24 protein-coding genes are annotated in these 22,142 nt (G+C 46.4%); 21 read left to right on the forward strand and 3 right to left on the reverse strand.

Annotated features, from left to right (window positions below; translation table 11 throughout):
• Positions 1-111: 111 nt before the first annotated feature.
• From rluC to KO512_RS13945, 5 genes are all read left to right on the forward strand, one after another.
• A complete protein-coding gene (gene rluC, locus KO512_RS13925; protein WP_215952960.1) occupies positions 112-1,080 on the forward strand; it encodes a 23S rRNA pseudouridine(955/2504/2580) synthase RluC in 969 nt (322 codons plus the stop codon).
• 22 nt (positions 1,081-1,102) lie between these two features.
• On the forward strand, positions 1,103-2,209 hold the full coding sequence (locus KO512_RS13930; RefSeq protein ID WP_215952961.1) for a hypothetical protein: 1,107 nt from the start codon (positions 1,103-1,105) through the stop codon (positions 2,207-2,209).
• Positions 2,210-2,368: 159 nt separating this feature from the next.
• Positions 2,369-3,343 (forward strand): HTH-type transcriptional regulator CysB, encoded by a 975-nt coding sequence (cysB, locus tag KO512_RS13935; RefSeq protein WP_215952962.1) that lies wholly within the window; start codon positions 2,369-2,371, stop codon positions 3,341-3,343.
• Between the two features lie 69 nt (positions 3,344-3,412).
• Positions 3,413-4,360, forward strand: coding sequence for an RluA family pseudouridine synthase (locus tag KO512_RS13940; RefSeq protein WP_215952963.1), 948 nt, complete (start codon positions 3,413-3,415; stop codon positions 4,358-4,360).
• Positions 4,361-4,525: 165 nt separating this feature from the next.
• Entirely contained in the window at positions 4,526-4,702 is a 177-nt protein-coding gene (locus tag KO512_RS13945; RefSeq protein WP_303492455.1) for a hypothetical protein, read from the forward strand.
• Here KO512_RS13945 and KO512_RS13950 read toward each other — a convergent pair.
• Together KO512_RS13950 and paaX are read right to left on the reverse strand one after the other, a co-directional pair.
• On the reverse strand, positions 4,686-5,264 hold the full coding sequence (locus KO512_RS13950; RefSeq protein ID WP_215952965.1) for a DUF2889 domain-containing protein: 579 nt from the start codon (positions 5,262-5,264) through the stop codon (positions 4,686-4,688). The genes KO512_RS13945 and KO512_RS13950 overlap by 17 nt on opposite strands.
• 114 nt (positions 5,265-5,378) lie before the next feature.
• Positions 5,379-6,299 carry a phenylacetic acid degradation operon negative regulatory protein PaaX gene (paaX, locus tag KO512_RS13955; protein ID WP_215952966.1) on the reverse strand — a complete coding sequence of 307 codons (921 nt, stop codon included), beginning with the start codon at positions 6,297-6,299 and terminating at the stop codon, positions 5,379-5,381.
• Positions 6,300-7,098: 799 nt separating this feature from the next.
• On the opposite strand from paaX, the gene KO512_RS13960 reads away from it, so the two are divergent.
• From KO512_RS13960 to maiA, 6 genes are all read left to right on the forward strand, one after another.
• Positions 7,099-8,121: a TRAP transporter substrate-binding protein gene (locus KO512_RS13960; protein WP_215952967.1), complete on the forward strand. Its 1,023-nt coding sequence runs from the start codon at positions 7,099-7,101 to the stop codon at positions 8,119-8,121.
• A 10-nt stretch (positions 8,122-8,131) separates the two neighbouring features.
• Positions 8,132-8,647: a TRAP transporter small permease gene (locus tag KO512_RS13965; RefSeq protein WP_215952968.1), complete on the forward strand. Its 516-nt coding sequence runs from the start codon at positions 8,132-8,134 to the stop codon at positions 8,645-8,647.
• 51 nt (positions 8,648-8,698) lie between these two features.
• Positions 8,699-10,027, forward strand: coding sequence for a TRAP transporter large permease (locus tag KO512_RS13970; protein WP_215952969.1), 1,329 nt, complete (start codon positions 8,699-8,701; stop codon positions 10,025-10,027).
• A gap of 54 nt (positions 10,028-10,081) precedes the next feature.
• A complete protein-coding gene (locus KO512_RS13975; RefSeq protein WP_215952970.1) occupies positions 10,082-10,564 on the forward strand; it encodes a universal stress protein in 483 nt (160 codons plus the stop codon).
• A gap of 161 nt (positions 10,565-10,725) precedes the next feature.
• Positions 10,726-11,637 (forward strand): LysR family transcriptional regulator, encoded by a 912-nt coding sequence (locus tag KO512_RS13980; protein WP_215952971.1) that lies wholly within the window; start codon positions 10,726-10,728, stop codon positions 11,635-11,637.
• 212 nt (positions 11,638-11,849) lie between these two features.
• Positions 11,850-12,482, forward strand: a complete 633-nt coding sequence (maiA, locus tag KO512_RS13985; protein ID WP_215952972.1) for a maleylacetoacetate isomerase — start codon at positions 11,850-11,852, stop codon at positions 12,480-12,482.
• 92 nt (positions 12,483-12,574) lie between these two features.
• On the opposite strand, the gene KO512_RS13990 is transcribed toward maiA, so the two are convergent.
• Complete coding sequence (locus KO512_RS13990; protein ID WP_215952973.1) at positions 12,575-13,798, reverse strand: EAL and HDOD domain-containing protein; 1,224 nt, start codon at positions 13,796-13,798, stop codon at positions 12,575-12,577.
• A gap of 176 nt (positions 13,799-13,974) precedes the next feature.
• Between KO512_RS13990 and ylqF the strand changes: the two genes are divergently transcribed.
• The 10 genes from ylqF (at position 13,975) to KO512_RS14040 (ending at position 21,867) form a co-directional block, all read left to right on the forward strand.
• Positions 13,975-14,928, forward strand: a complete 954-nt coding sequence (gene ylqF / locus KO512_RS13995; RefSeq protein WP_215952974.1) for a ribosome biogenesis GTPase YlqF — start codon at positions 13,975-13,977, stop codon at positions 14,926-14,928.
• A 5-nt stretch (positions 14,929-14,933) separates the two neighbouring features.
• Entirely contained in the window at positions 14,934-15,209 is a 276-nt protein-coding gene (locus KO512_RS14000; RefSeq protein ID WP_215952975.1) for a hypothetical protein, read from the forward strand.
• 86 nt (positions 15,210-15,295) lie between these two features.
• Complete coding sequence (locus tag KO512_RS14005; RefSeq protein ID WP_215952976.1) at positions 15,296-15,544, forward strand: CDGSH iron-sulfur domain-containing protein; 249 nt, start codon at positions 15,296-15,298, stop codon at positions 15,542-15,544.
• A gap of 63 nt (positions 15,545-15,607) precedes the next feature.
• Positions 15,608-16,786: an NAD(P)/FAD-dependent oxidoreductase gene (locus KO512_RS14010; protein WP_215952977.1), complete on the forward strand. Its 1,179-nt coding sequence runs from the start codon at positions 15,608-15,610 to the stop codon at positions 16,784-16,786.
• Positions 16,787-17,182: 396 nt separating this feature from the next.
• A complete protein-coding gene (locus tag KO512_RS14015; RefSeq protein WP_215952978.1) occupies positions 17,183-17,524 on the forward strand; it encodes a hypothetical protein in 342 nt (113 codons plus the stop codon).
• Positions 17,525-17,924: 400 nt separating this feature from the next.
• Positions 17,925-18,401: a GNAT family N-acetyltransferase gene (locus tag KO512_RS14020; protein ID WP_215952979.1), complete on the forward strand. Its 477-nt coding sequence runs from the start codon at positions 17,925-17,927 to the stop codon at positions 18,399-18,401.
• A gap of 93 nt (positions 18,402-18,494) precedes the next feature.
• Positions 18,495-19,256, forward strand: a complete 762-nt coding sequence (locus KO512_RS14025) for a hypothetical protein (RefSeq protein WP_215952980.1) — start codon at positions 18,495-18,497, stop codon at positions 19,254-19,256.
• Between the two features lie 84 nt (positions 19,257-19,340).
• Positions 19,341-19,781, forward strand: coding sequence for a hypothetical protein (locus KO512_RS14030; RefSeq protein WP_215952981.1), 441 nt, complete (start codon positions 19,341-19,343; stop codon positions 19,779-19,781).
• A gap of 364 nt (positions 19,782-20,145) precedes the next feature.
• The gene (locus KO512_RS14035; RefSeq protein ID WP_215952982.1) at positions 20,146-20,643 is read left to right on the forward strand and encodes a hypothetical protein; all 498 of its coding nucleotides are present in this window, start codon (positions 20,146-20,148) and stop codon (positions 20,641-20,643) included.
• A gap of 303 nt (positions 20,644-20,946) precedes the next feature.
• Positions 20,947-21,867, forward strand: a complete 921-nt coding sequence (locus KO512_RS14040; protein ID WP_215952983.1) for a LysR substrate-binding domain-containing protein — start codon at positions 20,947-20,949, stop codon at positions 21,865-21,867.
• The last annotated feature ends 275 nt before the right edge of the window (positions 21,868-22,142 follow it).

Here is a 22,142-nt window from a genome sequence, read left to right on the forward strand (position 1 = left end):
GGCAAAATAACAGGGAATTTCAAATTAGCTAAAGCCAACTGCCCGCAGCAGCGTTAGAATATAGCAGCTTAAATAGATAGCATCAATCGAAAGGTCCGATATCCCATTAATATGTCACAAGAAACAACAAGATCCGCCCCTGCCGTTCAATGGTTTGAAATTGATTCAGAGCTTGCTGGCCAACGGATAGATAACTTCCTTCGCACACGTTTAAAAGGTGCGCCTAAAACACTGATTTATCGTATTTTACGTAAAGGCGAAGTGCGGGTTAACAAAAAGAGAATCAAACCTGATTACCGTTTACAGGATGGTGATTTGGTGCGTGTACCACCGATTAGACTGAGCGCAGAGAAGCCTCAGGCTGAGGTGAGTGAAAACCTCCGAGAGTTGGTCGAGCGTTCTATCCTGTTTGAAGATAATGATCTGATTGTCATCAACAAACCATCAGGATTGGCTGTGCATGGTGGGAGTGGTATCAGCCTTGGGTTGATTGAAACGATTCGTCAAATGCGCCCAGATGCCAAATTTCTAGAATTGGTTCACCGACTTGACCGTGATACCTCTGGCTGCATTATGGTGGCTAAGAAGCGCAGCGCATTACGCTTTTTGCATGCTGCGTTGCAGGCTAAGCAGATTACTAAGATCTATCATGCTTTGGTTGAAGGTAAATGGTCGGCGCGTAAAACCAAAGTGGATGCTCCGTTGCAAAAGAATGAACTTAAGTCAGGTGAGCGCGTCGTAAAAGCGCATCCGTTAGGTAAGCCTTCGTTGACTGAGTTTAAAGTGCTGCAGCGATTTGGAAACTTTGTCACTCTCGTTGAAGCGCGGCCGATAACCGGTCGTACCCACCAAATTCGGGTGCATTGTCAGTTTGCGGGTCATCCGATCATTGGTGATGATAAGTATGGTACGGATCCCGTTAACCGAGAGATGAAAAGTTACGGTATTCGCCGTTTATTTCTCCATGCCGCGGAGCTTCGTGTACCGATGCCGTCGGGTGGGCGTAAAATTTTCCATGCACCGCTGGGTGATGAGTTGGAAAAAAGTTTGAAAAAATTGAAAAACATTGACGGGCAGTGAACAGCCCGGAAAGGCGTGATTAATGAGTCAACAGATCAATACTGAAGAGTTTAATAAAGAAGCCGACGCCATGCTTAAAAGTGGTAAAGCGCCTAATGTTACTGAGCTGGCGAACATCTTTGCTGTAGATGCCGATCAAGTAGCGGTGTTGCTGGAGCAGTGGTGGAGTGTTTTACCGGATCGTATGCGGATGTTAGGTGATACCAGCGTTAAGATGCCGGGCTTGCCTGAATCTTTAGTGCAAAGTTTTGAATCGTTGTGGCAGCACGCTATACAGGAAGCGCAGTCGGCGATGTCGACTGACAAGCAGTTTCAACAACTGGCCAGTGAAGATGCGCGACGCCATTCTGAAACAGAGTTATTTAAAGTTCAGAGCCAACAAGCGGAGATGGATCAGCATTTTCGCGACCTGAAACAGCAATTAGAGCAAGAGAAGCATCAAATACAGGCGTTAGATGCTGAAATTGCGGTACTGAAAATCAACTTGGTATCGGCGACAGCAGGACAGAAGACCGAGGAACAGCGCCGTCTTAATGTGGAGCAGGAACTCAATCTGTTACAGAAAAAGATGGATGACGCTAAGCGTACCTTTGATCAACGTATCATTGAAGAGCAACGGCATGGGCTGGATCAGGTGGCTAAAGCTGAGGCAGATACTCGCTATTATCGCAGTGCGCTGGAAAAATTTAGAGATGAGTGTGGCCGTAAAGAGTCAACTTTGACGAAGGATATTCACAACCTTCAGGGGTTGCTCGCGAAGAAAGATGTCAAACTGGATACCACTAATACCCAAATTAAAACGCTTGAAACTGAACTGAAACGCTATAAAAGTCAGGAAAGTCAGCGGGATCGAGAGAAAAGCCAGTTGAGTGCGGCGCTGCTATCAGAGCAAAATCGCTGCAAGCGGTTGGAGAGTAAAGTCGATGAGATCAAGGACGAGCTTAAGCGCACGAACCAAAAGCATATTTTGGCGCTGAACGATGCTTCTCGTCGGGAAAATATGCTGCGTGGCCAGGTGAAAGACAAAACAGAAGAAGCGATGCGTGCAAATGCTAGGCTAACGACGATAGATAAAAAGATTAGCAGTTATGAGGAAGAGATTCGTAAGTTGCGTAGTCGTCTATCTTGATTTGAGCACTGATTCTGTCCGCAGGGTATCTTTTTATAGACGACTCTTTTAATCGGGTATTTGATCGCTGTTACTGATTAAACAGTGCTTTGCGAAACAAATATCAGTGTTATAATTATTAGTTATTAGAATTAAGTTTTATCGTTCCTGGAGATATAAATGAAGTTGCAGCAGTTGCGTTACATATGGGAAGTGGCCCGACATGATTTGAATGTTTCAGCAACAGCGCAGAGTCTTTATACATCGCAACCAGGTATTAGTAAGCAGATACGGTTGTTGGAAGATGAGCTGGGAGTCGAAGTGTTTGCTCGCAGCGGTAAACATTTGACGCGCGTGACACCGGCAGGTGAGGCTATTCTCGAGGTGGCGGGCGATATTCTGCGTAAAGTTGAAAGCATTAAGCAGGTTGCACAAGAGTTCAGTGATGAAAAAATGGGTAGTCTTGAGGTGGCGACCACCCATACTCAGGCGCGTTATGCCTTACCGGTAACGATTCATCGTTTTATGCAAAGCTATCCCGATGTCTCTTTGCATATGCATCAGGGCACTCCGATGCAGATTGCTGAAATGGCCGCTAACGGCACGGTTGATTTTGCCATCGCGACTGAGGCGATGTCACATTTCAATGATTTGATTATGATGCCTTGTTATCGCTGGAATCGTTCGGTCGTTGTCCCTAAAGATCATCCCTTGGCTCAGGTGTCGAAGCTGACGCTACAGGACGTTGCACAGTATCCGATAGTCACCTATGTGTTTGGCTTTACTGGGCGGTCTAAGTTGGATGACGCCTTTAGTCAGGAGGGGTTGGAACCGAAGGTCGTGTTTACGGCGGTGGATTCCGATGTCATCAAAACCTATGTGCGCTTAGGTCTTGGGGTAGGGATTATTGCGACAATGGCTTTCGAGGAGCAGAAAGATCCTGATCTGGTCTGCTTGGACGCGAGCCATCTGTTTGAATACAGCACAACTAAAATTGGCTTTCGCAAAGGGACTTTTTTGCGAGGTTATATGTACGACTTTATTCAGCATTTTGCGCCGCATCTGACGCCCGATGTGGTGAAGCAAGTGCAAGCCTGTAGTAATCGAGCAGAGATTGAAGAACTTTTTGCCCATCAGGTTCTACCCGATATGTAAGCTTTTTTTATTACGACAGAGCCTCTTATGAGGCTTTTTTTTTGTGTGTGTTAATCAGGACGACCGCTGGTGTTAAAACCCTTCGAACTCTCCTTTAATGTAACCGGTAGTCATCACTTATCGGTGGCTGAGTTTTTGCAATCTCGTTTAGCGATTGCGGATATTGCTCGGCTGCCCAAGCTCTGTGCTGAAGGTTTTATCCGCGGTGATCAGCTTAGGCTAAGTTTAGATGATAGTTTGGCAAAGACCGAACAGTTGACCGTTTGCTTGCCAGGGCATCAAGAGGAACCGGTCAACACGGATTGGCAGTTATTGTGGCAAAACACAGAGCTGATGGCGGTATTTAAACCACATCATCTGCCTGTGAGTCGCACGACACGTAATCTATATAATACGCTGATCTCGCTAGTGAGACGACAAACACCTTTCTCTGATGCTCGCTTATTACACCGGCTGGATAGTGAAACGGCGGGGGTTATTCTGTTGGCCAAAGAGGAAAGTGCTGATCGACGCTGGAAGCCCCGTTTGAATGAGTTGATTCAAAAGAAACGCTACCATGCTTGGGTTGAAGGGGTTCCTCTATGGCGGTCAAAGCAGATGGAGTGTCGTTTGTCGGAGCGGCTCGGCAGTGCTATCCGTAGTCAAGTTTATGTGATTGATGAGACTGCGCTGTCTGATCACGATGGTTATCTCAAGCCTCGGTTAAGTAAAACGATATTTCGGGTGCTAGATAGCCAAGCAGGTAAGACGTTACTTGAGTGTCAGTTATTGACCGGCCGTAAACATCAAATTCGGGCGCAATTGAGTCATCTTGGTTATCCATTGGTTGGTGATAAAATCTACGGTCATCAAGGACGGTTTTATCTTAAACGTATAGAGAAGGGGCTTAATCAGGCTGATTTTGCCGTACTTGGATCCCAGCATCATCTGTTGCAGGCGTTTGCCCTTACGCTCAACATCAATGGCGAAGAAGTACAAATTAGCGTCCCTGAATCACGACGACTGAGGTTGCCTTAGCGATAGGGTACAAAGCTTATAGAGTACGTAAATTCGTATGTCGCACCACACCGGTGAGGGGCAGGTGACCATAGAAGGGGAGGCACGATTGAAAGTCGATGAGTTAAGTCTCGCGGCTCGGGCGGCTGAAAATGGCTAGGGATCGTTAATTTGCCCGATTATGTGGTGCAAAACTCTTTGACTACAGGGCGGTTAAAAAGGCTGATGCCCCGTTGGCAGCCCCACTCGCGGGAAGTGAATATGCTTTATCCAGAGCGTCAATATATTCCGGGTAAAGTGAGGCTGTTTATCGAATTTTCCTTAGCGCGGATTGCCGAAATGCCGGTTAACCGATCTCGCTGACATCAATCAGCTCGGCGGGTTCGTACGCATTGGGCCAGTATTTCTTAACCACTTCACCGGCGCTATCAAAGGTGTGGCAGGTGTTGAGGTTAAATGGCTTATGGTTTTCATCCTGGCGGGCTTTTTCGAGCCGTTCCTGATGGGTTGCCTGATAGGCGGTGGTGGCAATAGGGCCGAGCAATTCAAGTAGGTGAGTGCAGCCGTTGATGCCGCTAAAGAGTGCTTTGCACTTTTTGGTAAAGCCCGGTGCAATCTGAAGCCCTGTTAACAGTGAATAACGGTCGGCGATCGAGGGGCATAGGCGAAATGGGGTGTTATCCATGCTGGCAATGGCCGCGTGAATGTTCAGCTCTAAATCAATGGTTAGACGAATAGCCAGCAGATGAATCGGCTCTCCTGCTTCTACAACACCGTTGTTGCGTTCCTTAATCTCGATGGGCACGGTTTTGATATCGCTGAGGTGGCCTTCTATATCCCAGAGTCCGTCAGCGCGTTTAAAACCTTGGCACGTGACGGTGCGGGTGTGTTGTAAGTTGCGTTCAGTCGGGGAAGGTAATGGCATAGAATCGTTACTTTATAATAAATTATGATATAGCCAACAGTGGCTTATTAGCGTTTCATTTATCCCACAAACGGTTCCGCAGTGCAACAATGAATGCTTGGACCGAGCGGTGGCTCATAAGCCACCGAAGCGTTTATAAAAGCGAGGGCCGGGTTCCGGTAATCGCCCATCGGCGGTTTCTTGGGTATCCGAGAGAAAGTTTTCGGCGGCCTGATAAATTAACCGGTAAATATTGCGACACAACACTCTCGCTGAGGTGCCAGACCAATCAGCCGGCAACAGTTTTTCCGGTAGTTGCGGGTCTTTGAGAAGAATTCGTCGGTAGTGGTGAATCAGGAGAATACGCAGTTGAAAGCACTGCTCTGGGTCGAGTGTTGGCTGGCTTTCGACCGCTCTTAAGATGGGCCGGAAGCGTTCGAGAAATTCTTGATAATCCTCAGCGAGTTGGTTGAGGTTCCAGCACTCATTAACCAGTTCTTTCAGTGGGGCAGAGGTTTGCCCGCCCACCAACTCTGATTTCATATGAATTACATCATTCTGTACGCAAAGCTCTTGCAGAGTGCCATTAACTTCGGTCATGTCGGCCATGGGGTGGGCCATGACACTGGGGGCAATGTTACCAAAACCGAGCCATTCGAGCTCTTTTTTGACGACTTTACGTAATTCAATATCGAGCTGCGTGGTGACGATCATATCCCACTGGCCATCCCATTCTGGGTAGAGCTCGGCGTAAATACGTCGAAAGGCGCTTTCAAATCGTCTGCGTCCCGTGTCGGTGAGACTATAAAAGCTTTTTCGTCCTACCTGTGATGAGCTGAGCCAGCCATCTTTGGTTAGGCGGAAAATGGATGTTCTGACGAGTCGTTGGTTCAGACCGAGGGGTTCAAGGAGTTTGATCAGACTGCCGAGCCAGACAGTGCCGCCTCTGGTGGATATGGCATCGCCATAGATGGTGATAATTAGTGAGCCACCACGGATCGGTCGTTGGTTCTTAAAATCATCAACCAGCTCTTCAATACAACGAAGTCTGTTCATTGAGTTCTCATAACATCGGGTAGGAAGGATTATCCGCGACTCGCTATTGTTCGTTTTGGATAAAGCACTGATTCTATGTGCAAAAACAGATCCCATCAACTAAAGGTCTAAGAAATGAGTTGAAAATTGGCCTGCGGTCGCCGAGTAGGGGGCTTGCTTCAACGGCTATGTTAATAGTCGTTGAGTCGCCTTAAATCACTTTAATGAATGAATAACGGTCTATTGTGTTAACCGCCGCTGGGGTGAAGAGCGTGATGACGGCCAAGGTGCTACTCTTTTTAAGGAGGTTCTTTAATGTGCGGTTTTTAGGGGCTGTTAATTGAAGCAGGTCTCGCTGTTAGGCTACTTTGTGTTAGTGCCTTGGGCGAAAGTCGTAGGCAATTATCCGAGAAAAGGCTAGGAACTTGTTTACGGGTAGTGGTTATTCGATTAACATGTTAACTAAATAGCAAATCATACTGCTAAACGTAATAGTCTAGAACAATGGTGCAGCCTATTGAGGTGCTGTCCAAGGGGATGGGGTTCGATGGTTTGATTGCATTCTTGGTCGCGGCAATATTCAACACATGTGTTTGAATCGCGGTTCTAAGAGGTTAAATCGTAGAAAATCATTCTGATACAGTCTATATCTATTCTATATATAGTAATGTATCACTTTGTCGGTTATGCTTTTGTTCAGCTTTGATCCGATATGTTGAAGCGGTTAGATAATAATAAAGGGGCTTAGCCCTACTTTGTTCTCTATAACAATAAAATGGCATACGTATGAGTATGCAAGAGAAAGCCAGGAGATTAACGAATGACAAATACTAAATTTTTCAAAACGGCCGCGGCAGTCAGTCTAGGTCTATCCCTTTCTGCGGGTGCTATGGCTGAAACTACACTGCGTGTCGCTAGCTGGTTGCCGCCTACCCATCCTCAAAACGCAATTGTTTGGCCTACTTGGTCTAAATGGGTTGAAGATGCAACTGACGGTCGCGTTAAAGTTGAGATCGAATACGGTCTGGGCCACCCTAAAACCATGTTCGAACTCGTCGAAGATAACGTTGTCGATGTGTCTTGGAGCTACCATGGTTATGTACCTGGTCGGTTTAAGCTAACTCAAGCAGTCGAGCAGCCATTGCTAGGTGCAAGTGCAGAAGCCGCTTCTGTCGCTCATTGGCGCGTTCATCAGAAGTACTTTGCTAAAGCAAATGAGCATGAAGGTCTTGAAGTGATTGGTCTGTTTACCCATGGACCTGGTCAGATTCATATGGCTGAACCGATTACCTCTTTGGCTGATCTAGAAGGTAAGAAAATTCGCTTAGGTGGCGGTGTTCAAGGTGAGATTGGCGAGCGTCTTGGTGTAACGTCGGTTGGCGCACCTGCACCAAAAGTATACGAGATGATGCAGCAAGGTGTTATCGACGGTGTTTTCATTCCGATGGGTGAGCAAAAATCACTGCGTCTGAAAGAAGTTGCCCGTAATGTTGTTGTGCTGCCAGGTGGTATGTACATGGGTAGTTTTGCCATCTTTATGAACCCTGATGTGCTAGCGGATCTTGATCCTAAAGATCGCGAGGCGATTCTGAGTGTATCGGGTGAAAAACTGTCAGCAATGGCAGGTCGTGCATGGGACCAAGGAGATATTGCAGGTCTTAAAGCAGCTGAAGAAGCGGGTGTACAGATCACCATGGTTAAAAAAGGTGAGCCGCTGGACGTAGAGTTTAATGAGCTGACTAAGGGTATGGATGAAGCATTCTATGAATCGGTTGCCGATCGCGGTGTTGATGCAAAAGCAGCATTGACTGAACTGCGTGAGATTGCCCGTAGCTATAAGTAAGGAGCGCGCTATGACCTTTAGTGCCTGGCTAACAGCGCACTACGAGGAAAAGGGGCCAGTCATTTGGCTGGCCTTTTTCCTTGAGTTGATTGCTGCCGTAACACTGTTTTTACTGATGATGTTGACCTGCGCTGATGTCTTTGGACGTTACTTTTTGAGTAACTCTGTTGATGGCACCACCGAGCTGACGGAGATGGCGATAGCTATTTTAGTCTTTGCTGAAATGCCGGTGATTACGTGGCGTGGTGGACATGTTGTTGTTGATATTCTTGATCGCATGATGGGAAGCTCGCTGATTAAGGTTTTGGGGCTCGTCGCAGCCTTTTTAATGTCAACATCGCTATATTTTTTGGCCGTCCGAATTTTTGAACTAGCTGAACGTTCTTTACGTCGCGAAGAGGTAACTGAGTTTCTACAGTTTCCGATCGGCTATGTGGTCGAATATATCGCTATTATGAGCTGGATTACGGCCGCCCTGATGATCAGCTACGGTGTTTACCGTCTGCTCTTCTTGTCGCGGGACTGATCTCAGTAACTTCCCTATTAATACGCTGATAACGTTACAGGTGTTCTCAGAATGATTACTGCATTAACTGGCTTTGCAATATTGCTGCTGATTATCGTGGTCATCCGGGTACCGATTGCTTTCGCAATGGGGCTGGTAGGCTTTTTTGGCTTTGCATATATGCAGGGTCTCGGTTTTGACAATTTTATGGAATTTCGCTGGAATGGTGCTTTATCGATGGCCGCCAAGCGTGTAATTGATACCTCGCAGGAATACGGCTTGTCCGTTATCCCGTTGTTTATACTGATGGGAAATCTGGTGACCAAGTCCGGTCTGTCCCATGAGTTGTACCGCGCTTCCTATGCCTTTTTAGGGCACCGTAAGGGTGGCTTGTCGATGGCTACGGTTGTTGCTTGTGGTGGTTTCTCCGCTATTTGTGGTTCTAGTCTTGCGACTTCAGCAACGATGGCAAAAGTAGCCATGCCACCGATGCGTAAGTATGGCTATGCTGACTCATTGGCGACAGCATCTATCGCCGCCGGCGGCACCCTGGGTATTTTGATACCGCCATCGGTTATTTTGGTTATCTATGGTTTGCTAACGGAAACCAGTATTCGTGAATTATTTGCCGCAGGTTTTATACCTGGTTTTATCGGCATTCTGTTGTATCTAGCCGCGGTGCGTTATGTCGTATGGCGTACACCTGAGGCAGGCCCTTGTGGTGATAAGATGGAATGGCCTGAACGTCTGCAAGCCCTGAATGGTGTTTGGGGTGTCTTGATCCTGTTCTCCATCGTCATGGGCGGTATCTATCTCGGTATCTTTACACCAACAGAAGCAGCGGGTATTGGTGCGGGTGGTGCCTTCCTGATTGCGCTTTACCGACGCTCTCTGAGTTTGGGTGGTTTATTTGATATTCTGACCGATACTGCACGGACATCAGCGATGCTGTTCTCGGTATTGATCGGCGCGTTGATCTTTTCTAACTTTATCAACCGTGCAGGTCTACCCGGCGATCTACTAGAGCTCGTTAATAGCCTTGATGTTGCACCAATGGTCGTTATCTTGGTGATTTTGGCGATCTATATTGTCCTGGGTATGGTGTTTGAAAGTTTATCGATGTTGCTACTGACGGTGCCGATTTTCTTCCCCTTAGTACAGAGCATGGGCTTTGACCTAGTGTGGTTTGGTATCGTAGTGGTGGTTGTAACAGAGATAAGTCTGATAACCCCGCCGGTGGGTATGAACGTCTTTGTCTTGAGCGCGGTCTTGAAAGATGTGAAGGCCAGTACTATTTTCAAAGGGGTTACCCCGTTCTGGTGTGCTGATATTGTACGTCTTGTTTTGATTACACTGTTCTCGTCAATATCGCTTTTCCTACCCGAACTGTTGTATCGTTAACAAGTTATAAACAACTAAGGCCCTTCAGGGCCTTTTTAGTCTGAGGGTTTACCTATGCTCCCTGATGTAAAAAAAATTCTCTACGCCTCTGATATTGATAAAGGTTCACGCCCAGCATTTCGGGCGGCTATCAGTCTCTGTGGGCACTACCGTTCAGAAATCACCTATTTGCATGTGATAGAGCCGCTCAGCGCATCGGCTCAGAGTATTGTCGAAACGATGATCAACGAACATGATTTAAACGAGTTACATGATCAAAGCTTGAAAAATCTTAAAGTTAAGATTGAAGAACGTATTGATCGTTTTTGTAAAGCGGAACTTGAAGAAGGTGAGCTTCTGGCTGATGGTTCGCTTACCTCGCGGGTAGAAGAGGGCACGCCTTGGCGGACCATTCTGCGCGTAGCCGATGAAATAGATGCTGATGTCATTGTTATGGGTACCCGTACTCATTCGGCGATGGGGCAGTTTCTGATGGGCTCTACGGCTAACAAAGTGATGCATCACTCGAAGCGACCAGTATTGATTGTGCCGCTTTAAGCGGGTAATCGTTATCTTGTGATAGCAATAGTGTATAAGCGGCTGAAAAGGCCGCTTTTTTTTGCTTATTTTATCTTGATTGACGGAGTGGAATTAATATTGTTTCTTCTGCTAAGCCCTGATAGCTTTAGGTTTGATCATTATAATGGAGAGGCTGAGTAATGGATGTGTTGTCAGCAATGGGCGTATTTGTCCGGGTGGTGGATTTAAAGAGTTTTTCGCTGGCAGCCGCCGAACTCGGGATCTCTAGCTCGTCGGTAAGCAAGCAGATTGCACACCTAGAGCAACATGTAGGTGCTCGGCTGTTACAGCGCACGACCCGCCGTCTGAGCGTGACAGAGGTGGGGTCAGCCTACCATGAAAAGTGTCAGTTGATTCTGGCGGAGGTAGGGGAGGCGGAGAACTTAGTGTCTCAGCTTCAAGGCAAGCCGCAGGGGATCTTGAAGATCAACTGTAATATGACCTTTGGCCAGCTATTACTGTCAAAAGCCATTCCAGAATTCATGAAGCTTTATCCGGATATACAGTTTGAAGTGGCCCTAGATGATGGTGATGTTGAGTTGCTCAAAGAGGGGTTTGATCTTGCATTAAGGATCACCAACCCCAAGCTGCCAGATTCCAGCCTAATTGCCCGTGAGATAGCCTCAATCCCGCTGTTCCTTTGTGCTAGTCCACGTTACCTAGCAGAGCATGGTGAGCCACAAACACCGGAAGAGCTTAAGCAGCACAACTGCTTGGTCTTTATGTTGGCCACTAATACTAATATCTGGACGCTCAGCAACGCAGCCGGAAGTCAGGTTGTTCAGGTCAGTGGTGACCTAAAAGCCAATAATAGTTTGTTGGTGCTACAGTCTGTTTTAGCGGATAGAGGGGTGGCAAACTTGGCCTCCTTTGTTATCCAGCCCTATGTTGAAGCTGGGCGCATTGAGCTGTTGTTGCCGGACTATGAAGCTGAGCGATTAAGCTTATATGCCGTGTACCCAGATCGTAAATATATGCCGCCAAAGGTGAGTCTATTTATTGAGTTTTTTCAACGTTGGTTAGATGAAAATCTGCAGCAGACTTTAGGCTAAAAAGAGCGCGATCTCGGTTCTTTTGCTGCCGTCAATGTTAGAGCTATCGAGTTGTTTCTCGCCGATCATCGTTTATCGGTTGTCGCCGACTCGTTAGTGATTATAGCGGGGTGATGGGCTGTATTAATTTTTCTCATGTTGTTTTTATACATTAACTAAATGCTGTATCTTTTTGTTAAATAATAATTAATTTTTTATAGAGTGCTGATTAAATGATTTTGTATGACTATTATCGTTCCTCTGCGGCTTACCGCGTTCGTATCGCTCTTAATCTAAAAGAGCTTGATTATCAGCAGCAGACGGTGAGTCTGGTGGCAGGTGAACAGCGTTCTGCTGAGCATCTCGCGCGGAATCCTCAAGGGTTCGTACCAGCCTTACAAGATGGCGAATTACTGTTAACCCAGTCGATGGCGATCTGTGAATATCTGGATGAACGCTACCCAGAGACCCGTTCGTTTTTGCCCTCCTCAATCGCTGATCGAGCAAAGGTTAGGGCGATGGCTTTGCTGGTGGCCTGTGATATTCATCCGCTCAATAATCTGCGAATGTTGAAGTATCTTGTATCCGAATTGGGGGCGAGCCATGAGCAGAAAACCGATTGGTATCAGCATTGGGTCTACCAGGGTTTTGATGCACTTGAGCAGATGCTGGATGCTAATGCTGGAGATTTTTGTTTTGGTGATCAGGTCTCCTTGGCGGATATCTCCCTTGTGCCTCAGGTTTACAATGCCCATCGATTTGAGTGCGATATGAGTCGTTATCCGAATATCAATCGGGTGAATGAAAACTGCATTCAGCTGAAGCCCTTTATGATGGCTCACCCCGATCAACAAGTAACTGAATAGTAACGTAGACTTTCAGCCGGTCGAGTAGGGTTTTAGCGCATGGGCCTATGACTGTATCGATCGGCTGACACAAAGCACCAAAGGTTATCTGCTTACCCCAGTTCATTGAGTGCCTGCATCGCCTCTTTACTCCAGTCGAGCGCTTTGCGATAACAGCTTTCATAGAGGTTGGAATCGAAACTCGTGGGTAATAAATCCCAATCACCCGCTTCGTAGTTGCTGACATACAACAGTGTTTCGCCCATATCGCCTTCATTGAGCAAGATGGCATTCTTAATTTCATCGCTGAGGGGGACTTCGCTTAGCATCGATTCACGATCGGTATCCAATAGCAGATGCAGGTTCGACATCATCCCAGTCATAAAGTAACTCCCGGGGTTGGATCGTTTCTGTGCCATAGCAATCTCTTCACACATCCGGCCGCGGACCAGCAGTGCGCGACAGATCTCTTCCGGCCTGCCGCTTTGGTTATTCAGCGCGATTAAGGTAGCCCATTTTCTGATTTGCGCCATGCCAAGCATAACGATGGCTTCTGTGAGAGATTCAACTTTGCGCACGAGTGAGTAGGCGGCCGAGTTGATAATGCGGAGTAGCTTGTAGGTGATCACCGGATCACGAATGATCAGACTCTCAAGACGTTCGGGGGTGGTGTTGGGGTTTTGTAATTCCTGTACCAGCTCAAATAATGCCGCCCGATTGGGGTCAACTTTCTTGCCTTTAACCGCTTTGGGTTTGCTGAGAAAGTGCCCCTGAAACAGCTTAAAACCAAGTTTGGTACATGCTTCCAACATCTCGACCGTTTGAATATTTTCTGCCAGCAGTGTTACTTTAAAGGGCTTAAGCAGGCGAGCCTGTTCGGCCATCTCTTCAGCGTTCAAATCTTTCACATCGAGTTTGATAATCTGAGCCATCTTGAATAACGGCTCATACTCGGGTTTATAGGTGAAATGATCGAGTGCGATACGATAACCCGCTTTAACTAAGCGATAGACCGCGACAATGACTTCACGGTCGGGATTAATGTTTTTGTGAATCTCGAGAATAATATTTTTACGTGGCAGCTCAGGAAAAACATCAGCGAGTAGTAGAGAACGATTAAGGTTGATAAACGCCGGAACACGCTTAAGCTCACCCTGATCGGAAATGCTGGTGTAGGAGTTGAGTAGCATTTCGCTACTGGCCACTGAGTGATTGAAGAGAGGGCTGTCTGTGTTTTGCTCGTCTCGGCACAGCAGTTGATAGGCAACAACGCGCTGATGACGATCGAAGATCGGTTGTCGGGCCATCAGTACTTGTGGATCTGATGTCATATCCATGGTTGCCTCTTTCCTTCGTAAACTGCATATAATTAAAGCATATATAGCGTTGTGTTGATTGTCAGCAAGCTAACTAACCATTACAGGTAATCCGATATCATGATAATGGGCGAAAGAAGTCGCTGTTTTCTATGCGACAGGTATAATGTGCCTCCCTGATTTAGCAGACTGAGAATATGAGTAATATTAACTGGTTTCCTGGCCATATGCATAAGGCCCGTAAAGAGATCGCCAAGGTGATGGATGAGATTGATGTGGTTATCGAAGTGCTCGATGCCCGTTTGCCCGTATCCAGCGAAAATCCGATGGTTTCTCAGCTGCGCAAAGGGACACCGGTGATTAAACTGCTGAATAAAAGTGATCTTGCGGATCCTCAGCGCACCCAGGAGTGGGCTGATTATTACAATAGTTTGCCGGATACTCAGGCGCTGATCATCGATTATCAGCAAAAAAAGCTGATCAGCACTATTCCAGATCTGTGTCATAAGCTGGTACCGGCTCGCAGTAATAATAACCGTCAGGTGCGAGCCATGATTATGGGGATTCCTAACGTCGGAAAATCCACCATGATTAATGCCTTGATGGGTAAGCGTATCGCTAAAGTGGGGAATGAACCGGCGGTCACTAAAGGGCAAACTCGGTTTACCCTCAAAAACGGGATGGCATTATCGGATACGCCGGGAATGCTTTGGCCTAAGATAGAAGATATTGATTCCGGCTATCGCTTGGCGGCCAGCGGTGCCATTAAGAATACCGCGATTGAATATGAAGATATTGCGCTGTATGCCGCAGAATTTCTGCGGAAGGATTATCCAGCGTTACTGATGGCGCGCTATAAACTAAAAGAACTACCTGAGCGTGGTGATTTAGTGCTCGAAGCGATTGGCCGCAAGCGGGGTGGTTTACGACCCGGTGGCGTTATTGATATCCATAAAGCCTCAGAGATATTGCTGAATGAGCTGCGCGGAGGTCAAGTAGGACAGATTACCTACGAAACCGTCGCCGAGTGGCTGGAAAAGTGGGAACAACAGAAGCTTGAGGCCGAACGTCTTGAGCTTGAACGTATAGAACAGGAACGGTTAGACGCAGAGTCACAGAGTGATCGCTCGGCTCACCGCCATAAAAGGTAATTGAAATGTCACGTATAAAGAAAAAGCGCACCTCACCTAAACCGATCTTTCTGGATATTCCTCGCCGGAGTGAAAAGCTGGCCGATCCTGATAGTTATGAGAGTCGCAAACGCCGTAATCTAGAACAGAAAAAGAAACATAAATCGGTGTATGAAAAAGCTCGTGAAGCCGAACAGGCAGAAGAGTCTGGTCAGTCTCAGAGAAACACGCCTTTGGCTGATAAAATTCGCCGACTGAAACGTGCGGAAGAAGCCCGTAAAGCGAAATCGGAGGCAGAATAATACCGGTTATTATTTGATCTCCTGAGCGGTCTCATCTACGTTTATCGGTAGCTGCCGATAAACGGGGGCTAAAAAGGAGACTTGATATGACCCATGCTGCTGTTCTGCGTGCTGGTGATCTGCCAGCCAAAGTTGATCTAAAAGAGGGTGACACCTATGTTTGGTGCGCCTGTGGTCGTTCTGCCACACAACCCTTCTGTGATGGTTCTCATAAAGGCACTGGTATCGACCCTGTCGTCTTTGTCGCTAGTAAAAGTGAAACCGTCTTTCTGTGTAACTGCAAACAAACTCTTACTCCTCCGTTGTGTGATGGCAGCCATAATAAGCCTCAATAGCACTCGCTAGAATAGGCCTGACTGGGTACAATGCTTCTCTTTTTTTAGCAGGAAACGAGTCCCTTGCAACAGGTTGATGTGGTAATAGTGGGTGCCGGTGCGTCCGGACTGATGTGCGCAGCGACGGCGGGCTATCGCGGTCGATCCGTATTGGTACTTGAGCATACCGCGAAGATCGGACGCAAGATTCTGATGTCCGGTGGTGGACGCTGTAACTTCACCAATATGCACAACTCTCCGGCGAATTTTATCTCGCAAAATCCTCACTTCTGTAAATCAGCGTTAAGTCGTTACTCGGCGCAGGATTTCATCGACCTAGTCGATCGACACGGGGTTGAATACCACGAGAAAACACTCGGTCAGCTGTTCTGTAACGACTCCAGCAAAGAGATATTGCGGGTATTGATGACTGAATGTGAATGGGCTGGGGTTGAGGTTAAAACCAATACCGAAGTGCATCAGCTCAAACAAACCCCAAGCGGATTTCAGCTGCAAACCAGTCATGGCAATATCAGTGCGACCTCGGTGGTTATCGCCACCGGCGGCTTATCGATTCCTAATGGCGGGGCGAGCAGTTTTGCCTATGATATCGCCGCCGACTATGGACTAACGGTTTTACCCCGCAGTGCTTCCTTAGTGCCATTTACCTTGCAGCCGAAAGACAAAGAGGTGCTCAGCGAGTTATCCGGCGTATCCCATGAGGTGCGCGTGAGTATCGGTAACACTCGCTTCGTTGAGATGATGCTGTTTACCCATCGCGGCCTGAGTGGTCCCGCTATCCTACAGATATCTAACTATTGGCAACCGGGTGAAGAGGTCGAGATCGATCTGTTTCCTCACTTCGACCTACTCGAATGGTTAAAAGAGCAGCGTGATAGCCGACCCAAAGCCGATATCACCACCATCATGGCGCAGCAGATGAGCAAGCGGATGGCGCAAGTTCTCTGTGGTCAATTCGAGCTCAGCGGCGCACTGGGTAATCTATCCAATAAGCAGCTAGAAGCGATCAATACGGCTTTTCGTCATTGGCGTATTAAACCATCAGGCACCGAAGGTTACCGTACTGCGGAAGTCACATTAGGTGGTCTCGACACCGATGAGATCAACCAGAAAACAATGCAGGCGAAAAAGGTAGAGGGACTCTATTTTATCGGTGAATGTCTTGATGTGACTGGCCATCTTGGGGGCCATAATTTCCAATGGGCCTGGGCCTCAGGTGTGGCTGCGGGGCAGGCGGTGTAGTGCTGTGTAAAGAGTGTTAGGGTATTAGAAAGTTAGGCAAACGGCTGTTTGTCTGAAATTCTAAAGGGGTGATAAAAGCGTTATTAAAATGCCGATTACCAGACGCTCTATTCAAGTTTGTTGTTTATTTAGCATGGATGAAATGTTTGTAGCCTTCATGCTTTGAACGATTAACCCAGCGGATAAGTACATCGACTAGCTTGCGTATCGTATATCCTGCGATTTGAAGTAACTTTAAGAAAGATAATGTCACGACTACTAAGAATTAAATTTTTAGGTGCGTTATAGCGCTTAACTTTCAAAGATAATGCGCGCTATGCAAGAGTTGACCTTTATTATGGCCCTTATTATATTATGTTAGCACCTCCAAAACTTGGGCAGATAAAAGGAATCGATATGAAAAAACTAGTTGGCATTATTTCGATTGTGGGCTTCCTCCTATCAAACAGTGTGTTCGCAGCGGACGCGCAAAATTGTGTATCGCTTGACCCCAAATGGGGCAGTCGTTGTGGTTCTCCCGACTCATTGCACATTAAAGTAAAAAACAGATGTTCACAAAGGGTTTATGTGAAAATTTGTTTAGAAAAAAAAGATAGAAAATGGAACTGTGGGAGTGACGGAACGCTCGACCCAGGTGAAACTAACACAGGTTTCTACACATGCCATGCCACAGGTGACTATAGATGGTCTGCTTGTACTAAAGGTTCCAGTGAATGTGGATTTAGGAATCCTAAATAGCGAGCACAACGGGGTTAGGTCTAGCATCGTGCATGTTGGTTACTGATACTTAGCTAAGCTGTATTCTTTTAAGTTGACGGTTGTTATTTTTGACAGACTTTCACAAGGAGTGTGAACCGTGTCACGACGACTAAGAATTAAATATTTAGGTGCGTTATAGCGCTTAACTTCCAGAGGTATTGCGCAGAATGCAAGACCTGCCCCTTATTATGTGTAGAAACAGTATTCCATGAGCAATAAATCTGTGTAAGTATTGAGTAACTAAGGATTCAGAACCAGTCGATTTAGGGATAATAAAAATGATTCTTATTAAGGCTCATTTTGACGCACTTCTGCAGATATATGACACGCTGTCGCATTTCTCCAAAACGGTTGTCGTATATTTGGTTGTTAGGGCTCTGTGGAAATTATCGAGTATTCATCAGGCTACGCTAAAGACGTTGCGGATCTATTTTATAGCTCTGTTCATGCTATTGACTCGTCCATTTATTCTGAAGAACAGAAAAATACTTGGGCTCAATCTCCCATTGATTATGTGGCTTGGTGCAGAAGACTTGAGAAAAAAAGACCATACTTGCTTTTAATCAGTCAGCAATTTTCTGGTTTCATTGAGTTAGAGTCTGATGGGCATATAGATTGTGTATATGTATCCCCGGAGTTTCAAAGAAAAGGGGTTGCAGCTACTTTACTTAAATATGTAATTGTGCGAACTCAGAAATTAGAATTACAGCAGTTGTATGCCGAAGCATCAATTGCAGCGAAATCTCTTTTTGAAAAATTTGGTTTTGTAGTAAAAAAAGAAAATAGAATAATAAGAAATGAAATTGTTTTGTGTAATTATTCTATGTACATCGAATTAACCATACAAGCTGCTTAAACGAAATAAAAACAGCTGGTTTATGATTCACGATTTTAACCAACCATTTTTAACCGCTTAGCAAGGCATTAGGCCCATTTTGGAGGAGAGGAGATGAGTTTAAGCGACGAAGAAAAGATCGCGTACCTAGCAAACTTGGTAGCCGTTTCGCGTGCCGATGGGAGCGTGTCTCCAAATGAATCGCTTGCCATAGAAGCTGCGCAGAAGCGGATCGGCGCAAAGAAAACGGCATTACGTAAAGCTGATGCGCTGGCACAGAGTGATGGATACATACCTGAAGTAGTAGGTCCGTTCTCAACAAGAATTGGTAACCTTGAGGACATGATTTCTGTCTCTCTGGCGGATGGCGTTCTGGATCAAGCTGAGAAACCCGTTGTGCTTTCATTTGCGAAGAAAGTTGGCATCTCGAACGAACAACTTCAGCTCATTCTGACCGAAGTGCGCACAGCGTTGCGTTCTGCAGAAGCAACACGCGCCTGCCCGAGCTGTTTGGCTAAAGTTTCACGAGAGGCAAAGTTTTGTCCAGAGTGTGGTGGCTCACTGGACATCTCTGATAAGGCAGCAGCTGTCGCGGTTGAGTACACCATCCCGAGCGCTGGAATTGCTATTGAATTTGCTGAGTCCACCGCTAGTGGTTTCATTGACGCAGTTCGCAAGGCCAAAGATGCTCCAGAGAATGCGGAGTGCGTAAAGGGCACAAAGACTTGGTATATGGCGGTATGGCCTAAGGAGCAGATCTTAGAAGCGGCAAAGCTCGTTGAAGATCTCAAGGGCATGCGAAATCGGAAAGTCTGGGTCGATGCAAAGGAATCGCGCTGGGATGAGGTATTCGGTTTCACTTGGTGTAGTGAGTAGCGGAATTCAGCCTACCGCCCTCTCGAATATTGTTTCGGGGTAGACGAGAAGCGCCTCAATATTTGGGGGTGCAAGAATGCGCGGATGGATTGGTCTACCTGGAGTGAGTGGTTCTCATACGGGAGCTTCCAGAAAGGCGGATTGCTCAAGGGTGGCCATGTGTTCGTGTTTGATAAGAAGCGTATTCGCCATGAGCTTGAAACAAACCTATACAAATTTCGGTTCTGTCCGCACCTTAACTTTGAGTTGGTCGAGGCCGTGCTCGAAAACCTCCCTGATCAGGTCGAGGTCAAGCCCAAGGGAGATTGGACATACAAGCGAGACTACGAGGAATCACCAGGGTCAATAAAGATCAAGGAGAAAACCGTAGAGGATGGCTATACCTTCAGGGATGAGTACTACACAACAGGTGTGGCTCCACGTACTCCGGCTATAGGGCTTGCCATTTTGAGGAAAGCGTTTAGCGCTGCCGGCGTAGATCCGACAGGCCTCAAAGGCGTGTTGTCATACCGTGGTGAAAATTAAAGGGGTCAAAACCCTTTTCTCGGATACTTCTTGCTGATAACAATGGTCTTCTTGAGAAGACAATGCCTCGCGTTCCTAATGGATGTTAATCTTCGGCATGTGAGACTGTATGACAGCAGGTGGTGTTTGGTGTAGAAGCGTCATCCTGCCGCGAAGAGTGAGAGATACGGTACTAGAATATTTAGCTTCGTTTAGCGAGTGTTAAGTGTGTTTATGTTTATTTAATCACCGCACACCGTCTTAATCCGCGTATTCTATATAAACTATAGGCGGCGTTGTTTGTTGCCCTTTGTACCTTTGTACCTTTGTACCTTTGTTTTATTGTTATGCCGTTATTGGTTAGCAGGGTGAGAGTCGAGTGTTGATGAAGCGTGTTGTTATACTGCTGCTGATCGGCGTGTTAGCTGGCTGTTCTGAAAAATATCCGGCCGTTGATCAGGAAATTGGGGTTAATGGTGAGCCGCCAAAAGCACTTGTGCAGGTCTATCACCAACAATTTAGCGCGACGGAGAAGCATTACGTCTTGGCTCTGGGGTATGTCCATGCATACTTGGTTGAACATGATTTTGCGACCAGGTACACGCCGTGTTTTGATGATGTGCTTGATGTGACAAAGCGTACTCAAGCTGGGTTTTCTTGTATTGCGTTACAGGCTGAACAAGGCCCGCCAACTAAGGTATATGTGCGGGTTTTGATCGATGAGGTTTTGTTTAATCAGTTGGACGGCAATAACCGTTTGCTGTTCACTGTCGAGATGTTTGTACTCGAGCGTTATCGCCAAGACGGCACCGCAGATCGTTTGATCGAAGCCTTTGATACTGATGTTAAAACGTCGTTGTTGCCGCTTGATGATGGGGCCTGAAGATGGATCATCAATAACCTCGTTGCGTTGTCGTATTTTGCATATCCTATCGGTATATTGCATAACGGGTTTAACATGCGCCCGATTCACAGGGCTAACGAAAGCCGTTTAAACGGTACAGGCGAAGCTTCTATCTGCACCAATGGTTGGGTCGTGTTTTAATAGCAATCAATGGTCAGGCTCAACTGAGTATGGGGATGTCGTTAACTATATCGGCAGGTATAACGCCCAATGGGGCTAGGTTTTAAGTATTATCACATGGCAGTTGATTTAGTGTGTTTTAGTTTATTCTGATGGAGTGTTATGAAACGTTATCCTTCTACTACAGCGTTACGGGCATTTGAGGCTATTTCGCGGTTAGGCAGTGTTTCTGCTGCCGCTGAAGAGCTTAATTTAACTCGCAGTGCTGTCAGCCATCAATTGAATGTATTGGAGGATGTGGTTGGGTTTGCCTTGACTCAAAAAGAGGGCCGAGGGTTAACGCTGACTCGAAAAGGTGAAAGTTATGCCTTGGAAGTTAAAAAAGCACTAACAATTCTATTGGAAGCCTCCCGTGTAAGGGATGAAGAAGAGATGGTGGGTAAGTTAACCATCAGTTGTGCGCCAGGGTTGGCTAATTATTGGTTATCGCGCAAATTATCGGGCTTCATTAAAAAATATCCAAAGCTGTCTCTACACATATTAACACCGAGCTTTCCTGGTGATATTTCAAACAACGACGTTGATCTATTTATTACTTACGGTAATGGCTCTTGGTCTGGAAAATATGTAAAACAATTGATTACCATTCAGTTATTCCCTGTTTGCAGTCCCCATTTTTTTCATAAGCAGGGGGGGTTAGGCCATCCTTCTAATTTGGTGAAAATGCCGCTCTTTCATCTTATGAATCATACTGATTGGCGGGTCTGGTTGGCGGCGAATGGTGTGAGCCATACGGAGCTAGAGGGTGGCGTCGTTTTTTCTGATGCTAATCTCGTGCAATCGGCAGCTATTGCCGGTCAGGGGATTGCTATCGGTGATAATATGGTCAGTGGTGATGCTTTAGAGAAAGGTTTGTTAATCCGTCCTTTCGAGAAAAGTATCGAATCGCCTAGGGCATATTATTTGGTTACTTCCCCTAAAAATGTAGAAAGGAACGATGTTGCTGCATTTATTGATTGGTTAGAAGGTCTTATTTCCGACGCTCAATCTCGCTATGATCGCCCCAATAGAGGGGCTCTTTAGACAGCACTGCTTTTGTGCGTGTCATTGTTGCGATGCACTATTTTAAGGTAATGCTTATTTTTCGCTTTGCTCCATACCTGTTACAAAACACGCTTTAACGCTTATTTATCAAGTCTTGGTAAGGTTTTGCATTGCAAAATAATTTCCATATACTTTGCTTTTGTTATCTAGAAAACGCATCTTTTTGGTGCGGCCAATTCTGTCAATTCAATTTTTCTCATCATAACTTCGGCTTCTCTAGGTAATTGTCAAATAATATTGACCATTTAAGTCAA

Origin of the sequence: Amphritea atlantica (assembly GCF_018860855.1) — a bacterium.
In the GTDB taxonomy this organism is placed as follows: Bacteria; Pseudomonadota; Gammaproteobacteria; order Pseudomonadales; family Balneatricaceae; genus Amphritea; species Amphritea atlantica_A.

Bases quoted from the DNA above. Each gene is read 5' to 3' on its own strand.
- rluC (WP_215952960.1), top strand. From the start codon at position 112: ATGTCACAAGAAACAACAAGATCCGCCCCTGCCGTTCAATGGTTTGAA.
- KO512_RS13930 (WP_215952961.1), top strand. From the start codon at position 1,103: ATGAGTCAACAGATCAATACTGAAGAGTTTAATAAAGAAGCCGACGCC.
- cysB (WP_215952962.1), top strand. From the start codon at position 2,369: ATGAAGTTGCAGCAGTTGCGTTACATATGGGAAGTGGCCCGACATGAT.
- KO512_RS13950 (WP_215952965.1), bottom strand. From the start codon at position 5,264: ATGCCATTACCTTCCCCGACTGAACGCAACTTACAACACACCCGCACC.
- paaX (WP_215952966.1), bottom strand. From the start codon at position 6,299: ATGAACAGACTTCGTTGTATTGAAGAGCTGGTTGATGATTTTAAGAAC.
- KO512_RS13960 (WP_215952967.1), top strand. From the start codon at position 7,099: ATGACAAATACTAAATTTTTCAAAACGGCCGCGGCAGTCAGTCTAGGT.
- KO512_RS13965 (WP_215952968.1), top strand. From the start codon at position 8,132: ATGACCTTTAGTGCCTGGCTAACAGCGCACTACGAGGAAAAGGGGCCA.
- KO512_RS13970 (WP_215952969.1), top strand. From the start codon at position 8,699: ATGATTACTGCATTAACTGGCTTTGCAATATTGCTGCTGATTATCGTG.
- KO512_RS13975 (WP_215952970.1), top strand. From the start codon at position 10,082: ATGCTCCCTGATGTAAAAAAAATTCTCTACGCCTCTGATATTGATAAA.
- KO512_RS13980 (WP_215952971.1), top strand. From the start codon at position 10,726: ATGGATGTGTTGTCAGCAATGGGCGTATTTGTCCGGGTGGTGGATTTA.
- maiA (WP_215952972.1), top strand. From the start codon at position 11,850: ATGATTTTGTATGACTATTATCGTTCCTCTGCGGCTTACCGCGTTCGT.
- KO512_RS13990 (WP_215952973.1), bottom strand. From the start codon at position 13,798: ATGGATATGACATCAGATCCACAAGTACTGATGGCCCGACAACCGATC.
- ylqF (WP_215952974.1), top strand. From the start codon at position 13,975: ATGAGTAATATTAACTGGTTTCCTGGCCATATGCATAAGGCCCGTAAA.
- KO512_RS14000 (WP_215952975.1), top strand. From the start codon at position 14,934: ATGTCACGTATAAAGAAAAAGCGCACCTCACCTAAACCGATCTTTCTG.
- KO512_RS14005 (WP_215952976.1), top strand. From the start codon at position 15,296: ATGACCCATGCTGCTGTTCTGCGTGCTGGTGATCTGCCAGCCAAAGTT.
- KO512_RS14015 (WP_215952978.1), top strand. From the start codon at position 17,183: ATGAAAAAACTAGTTGGCATTATTTCGATTGTGGGCTTCCTCCTATCA.
- KO512_RS14025 (WP_215952980.1), top strand. From the start codon at position 18,495: ATGAGTTTAAGCGACGAAGAAAAGATCGCGTACCTAGCAAACTTGGTA.
- KO512_RS14030 (WP_215952981.1), top strand. From the start codon at position 19,341: ATGGATTGGTCTACCTGGAGTGAGTGGTTCTCATACGGGAGCTTCCAG.
- KO512_RS14035 (WP_215952982.1), top strand. From the start codon at position 20,146: ATGAAGCGTGTTGTTATACTGCTGCTGATCGGCGTGTTAGCTGGCTGT.
- KO512_RS14040 (WP_215952983.1), top strand. From the start codon at position 20,947: ATGAAACGTTATCCTTCTACTACAGCGTTACGGGCATTTGAGGCTATT.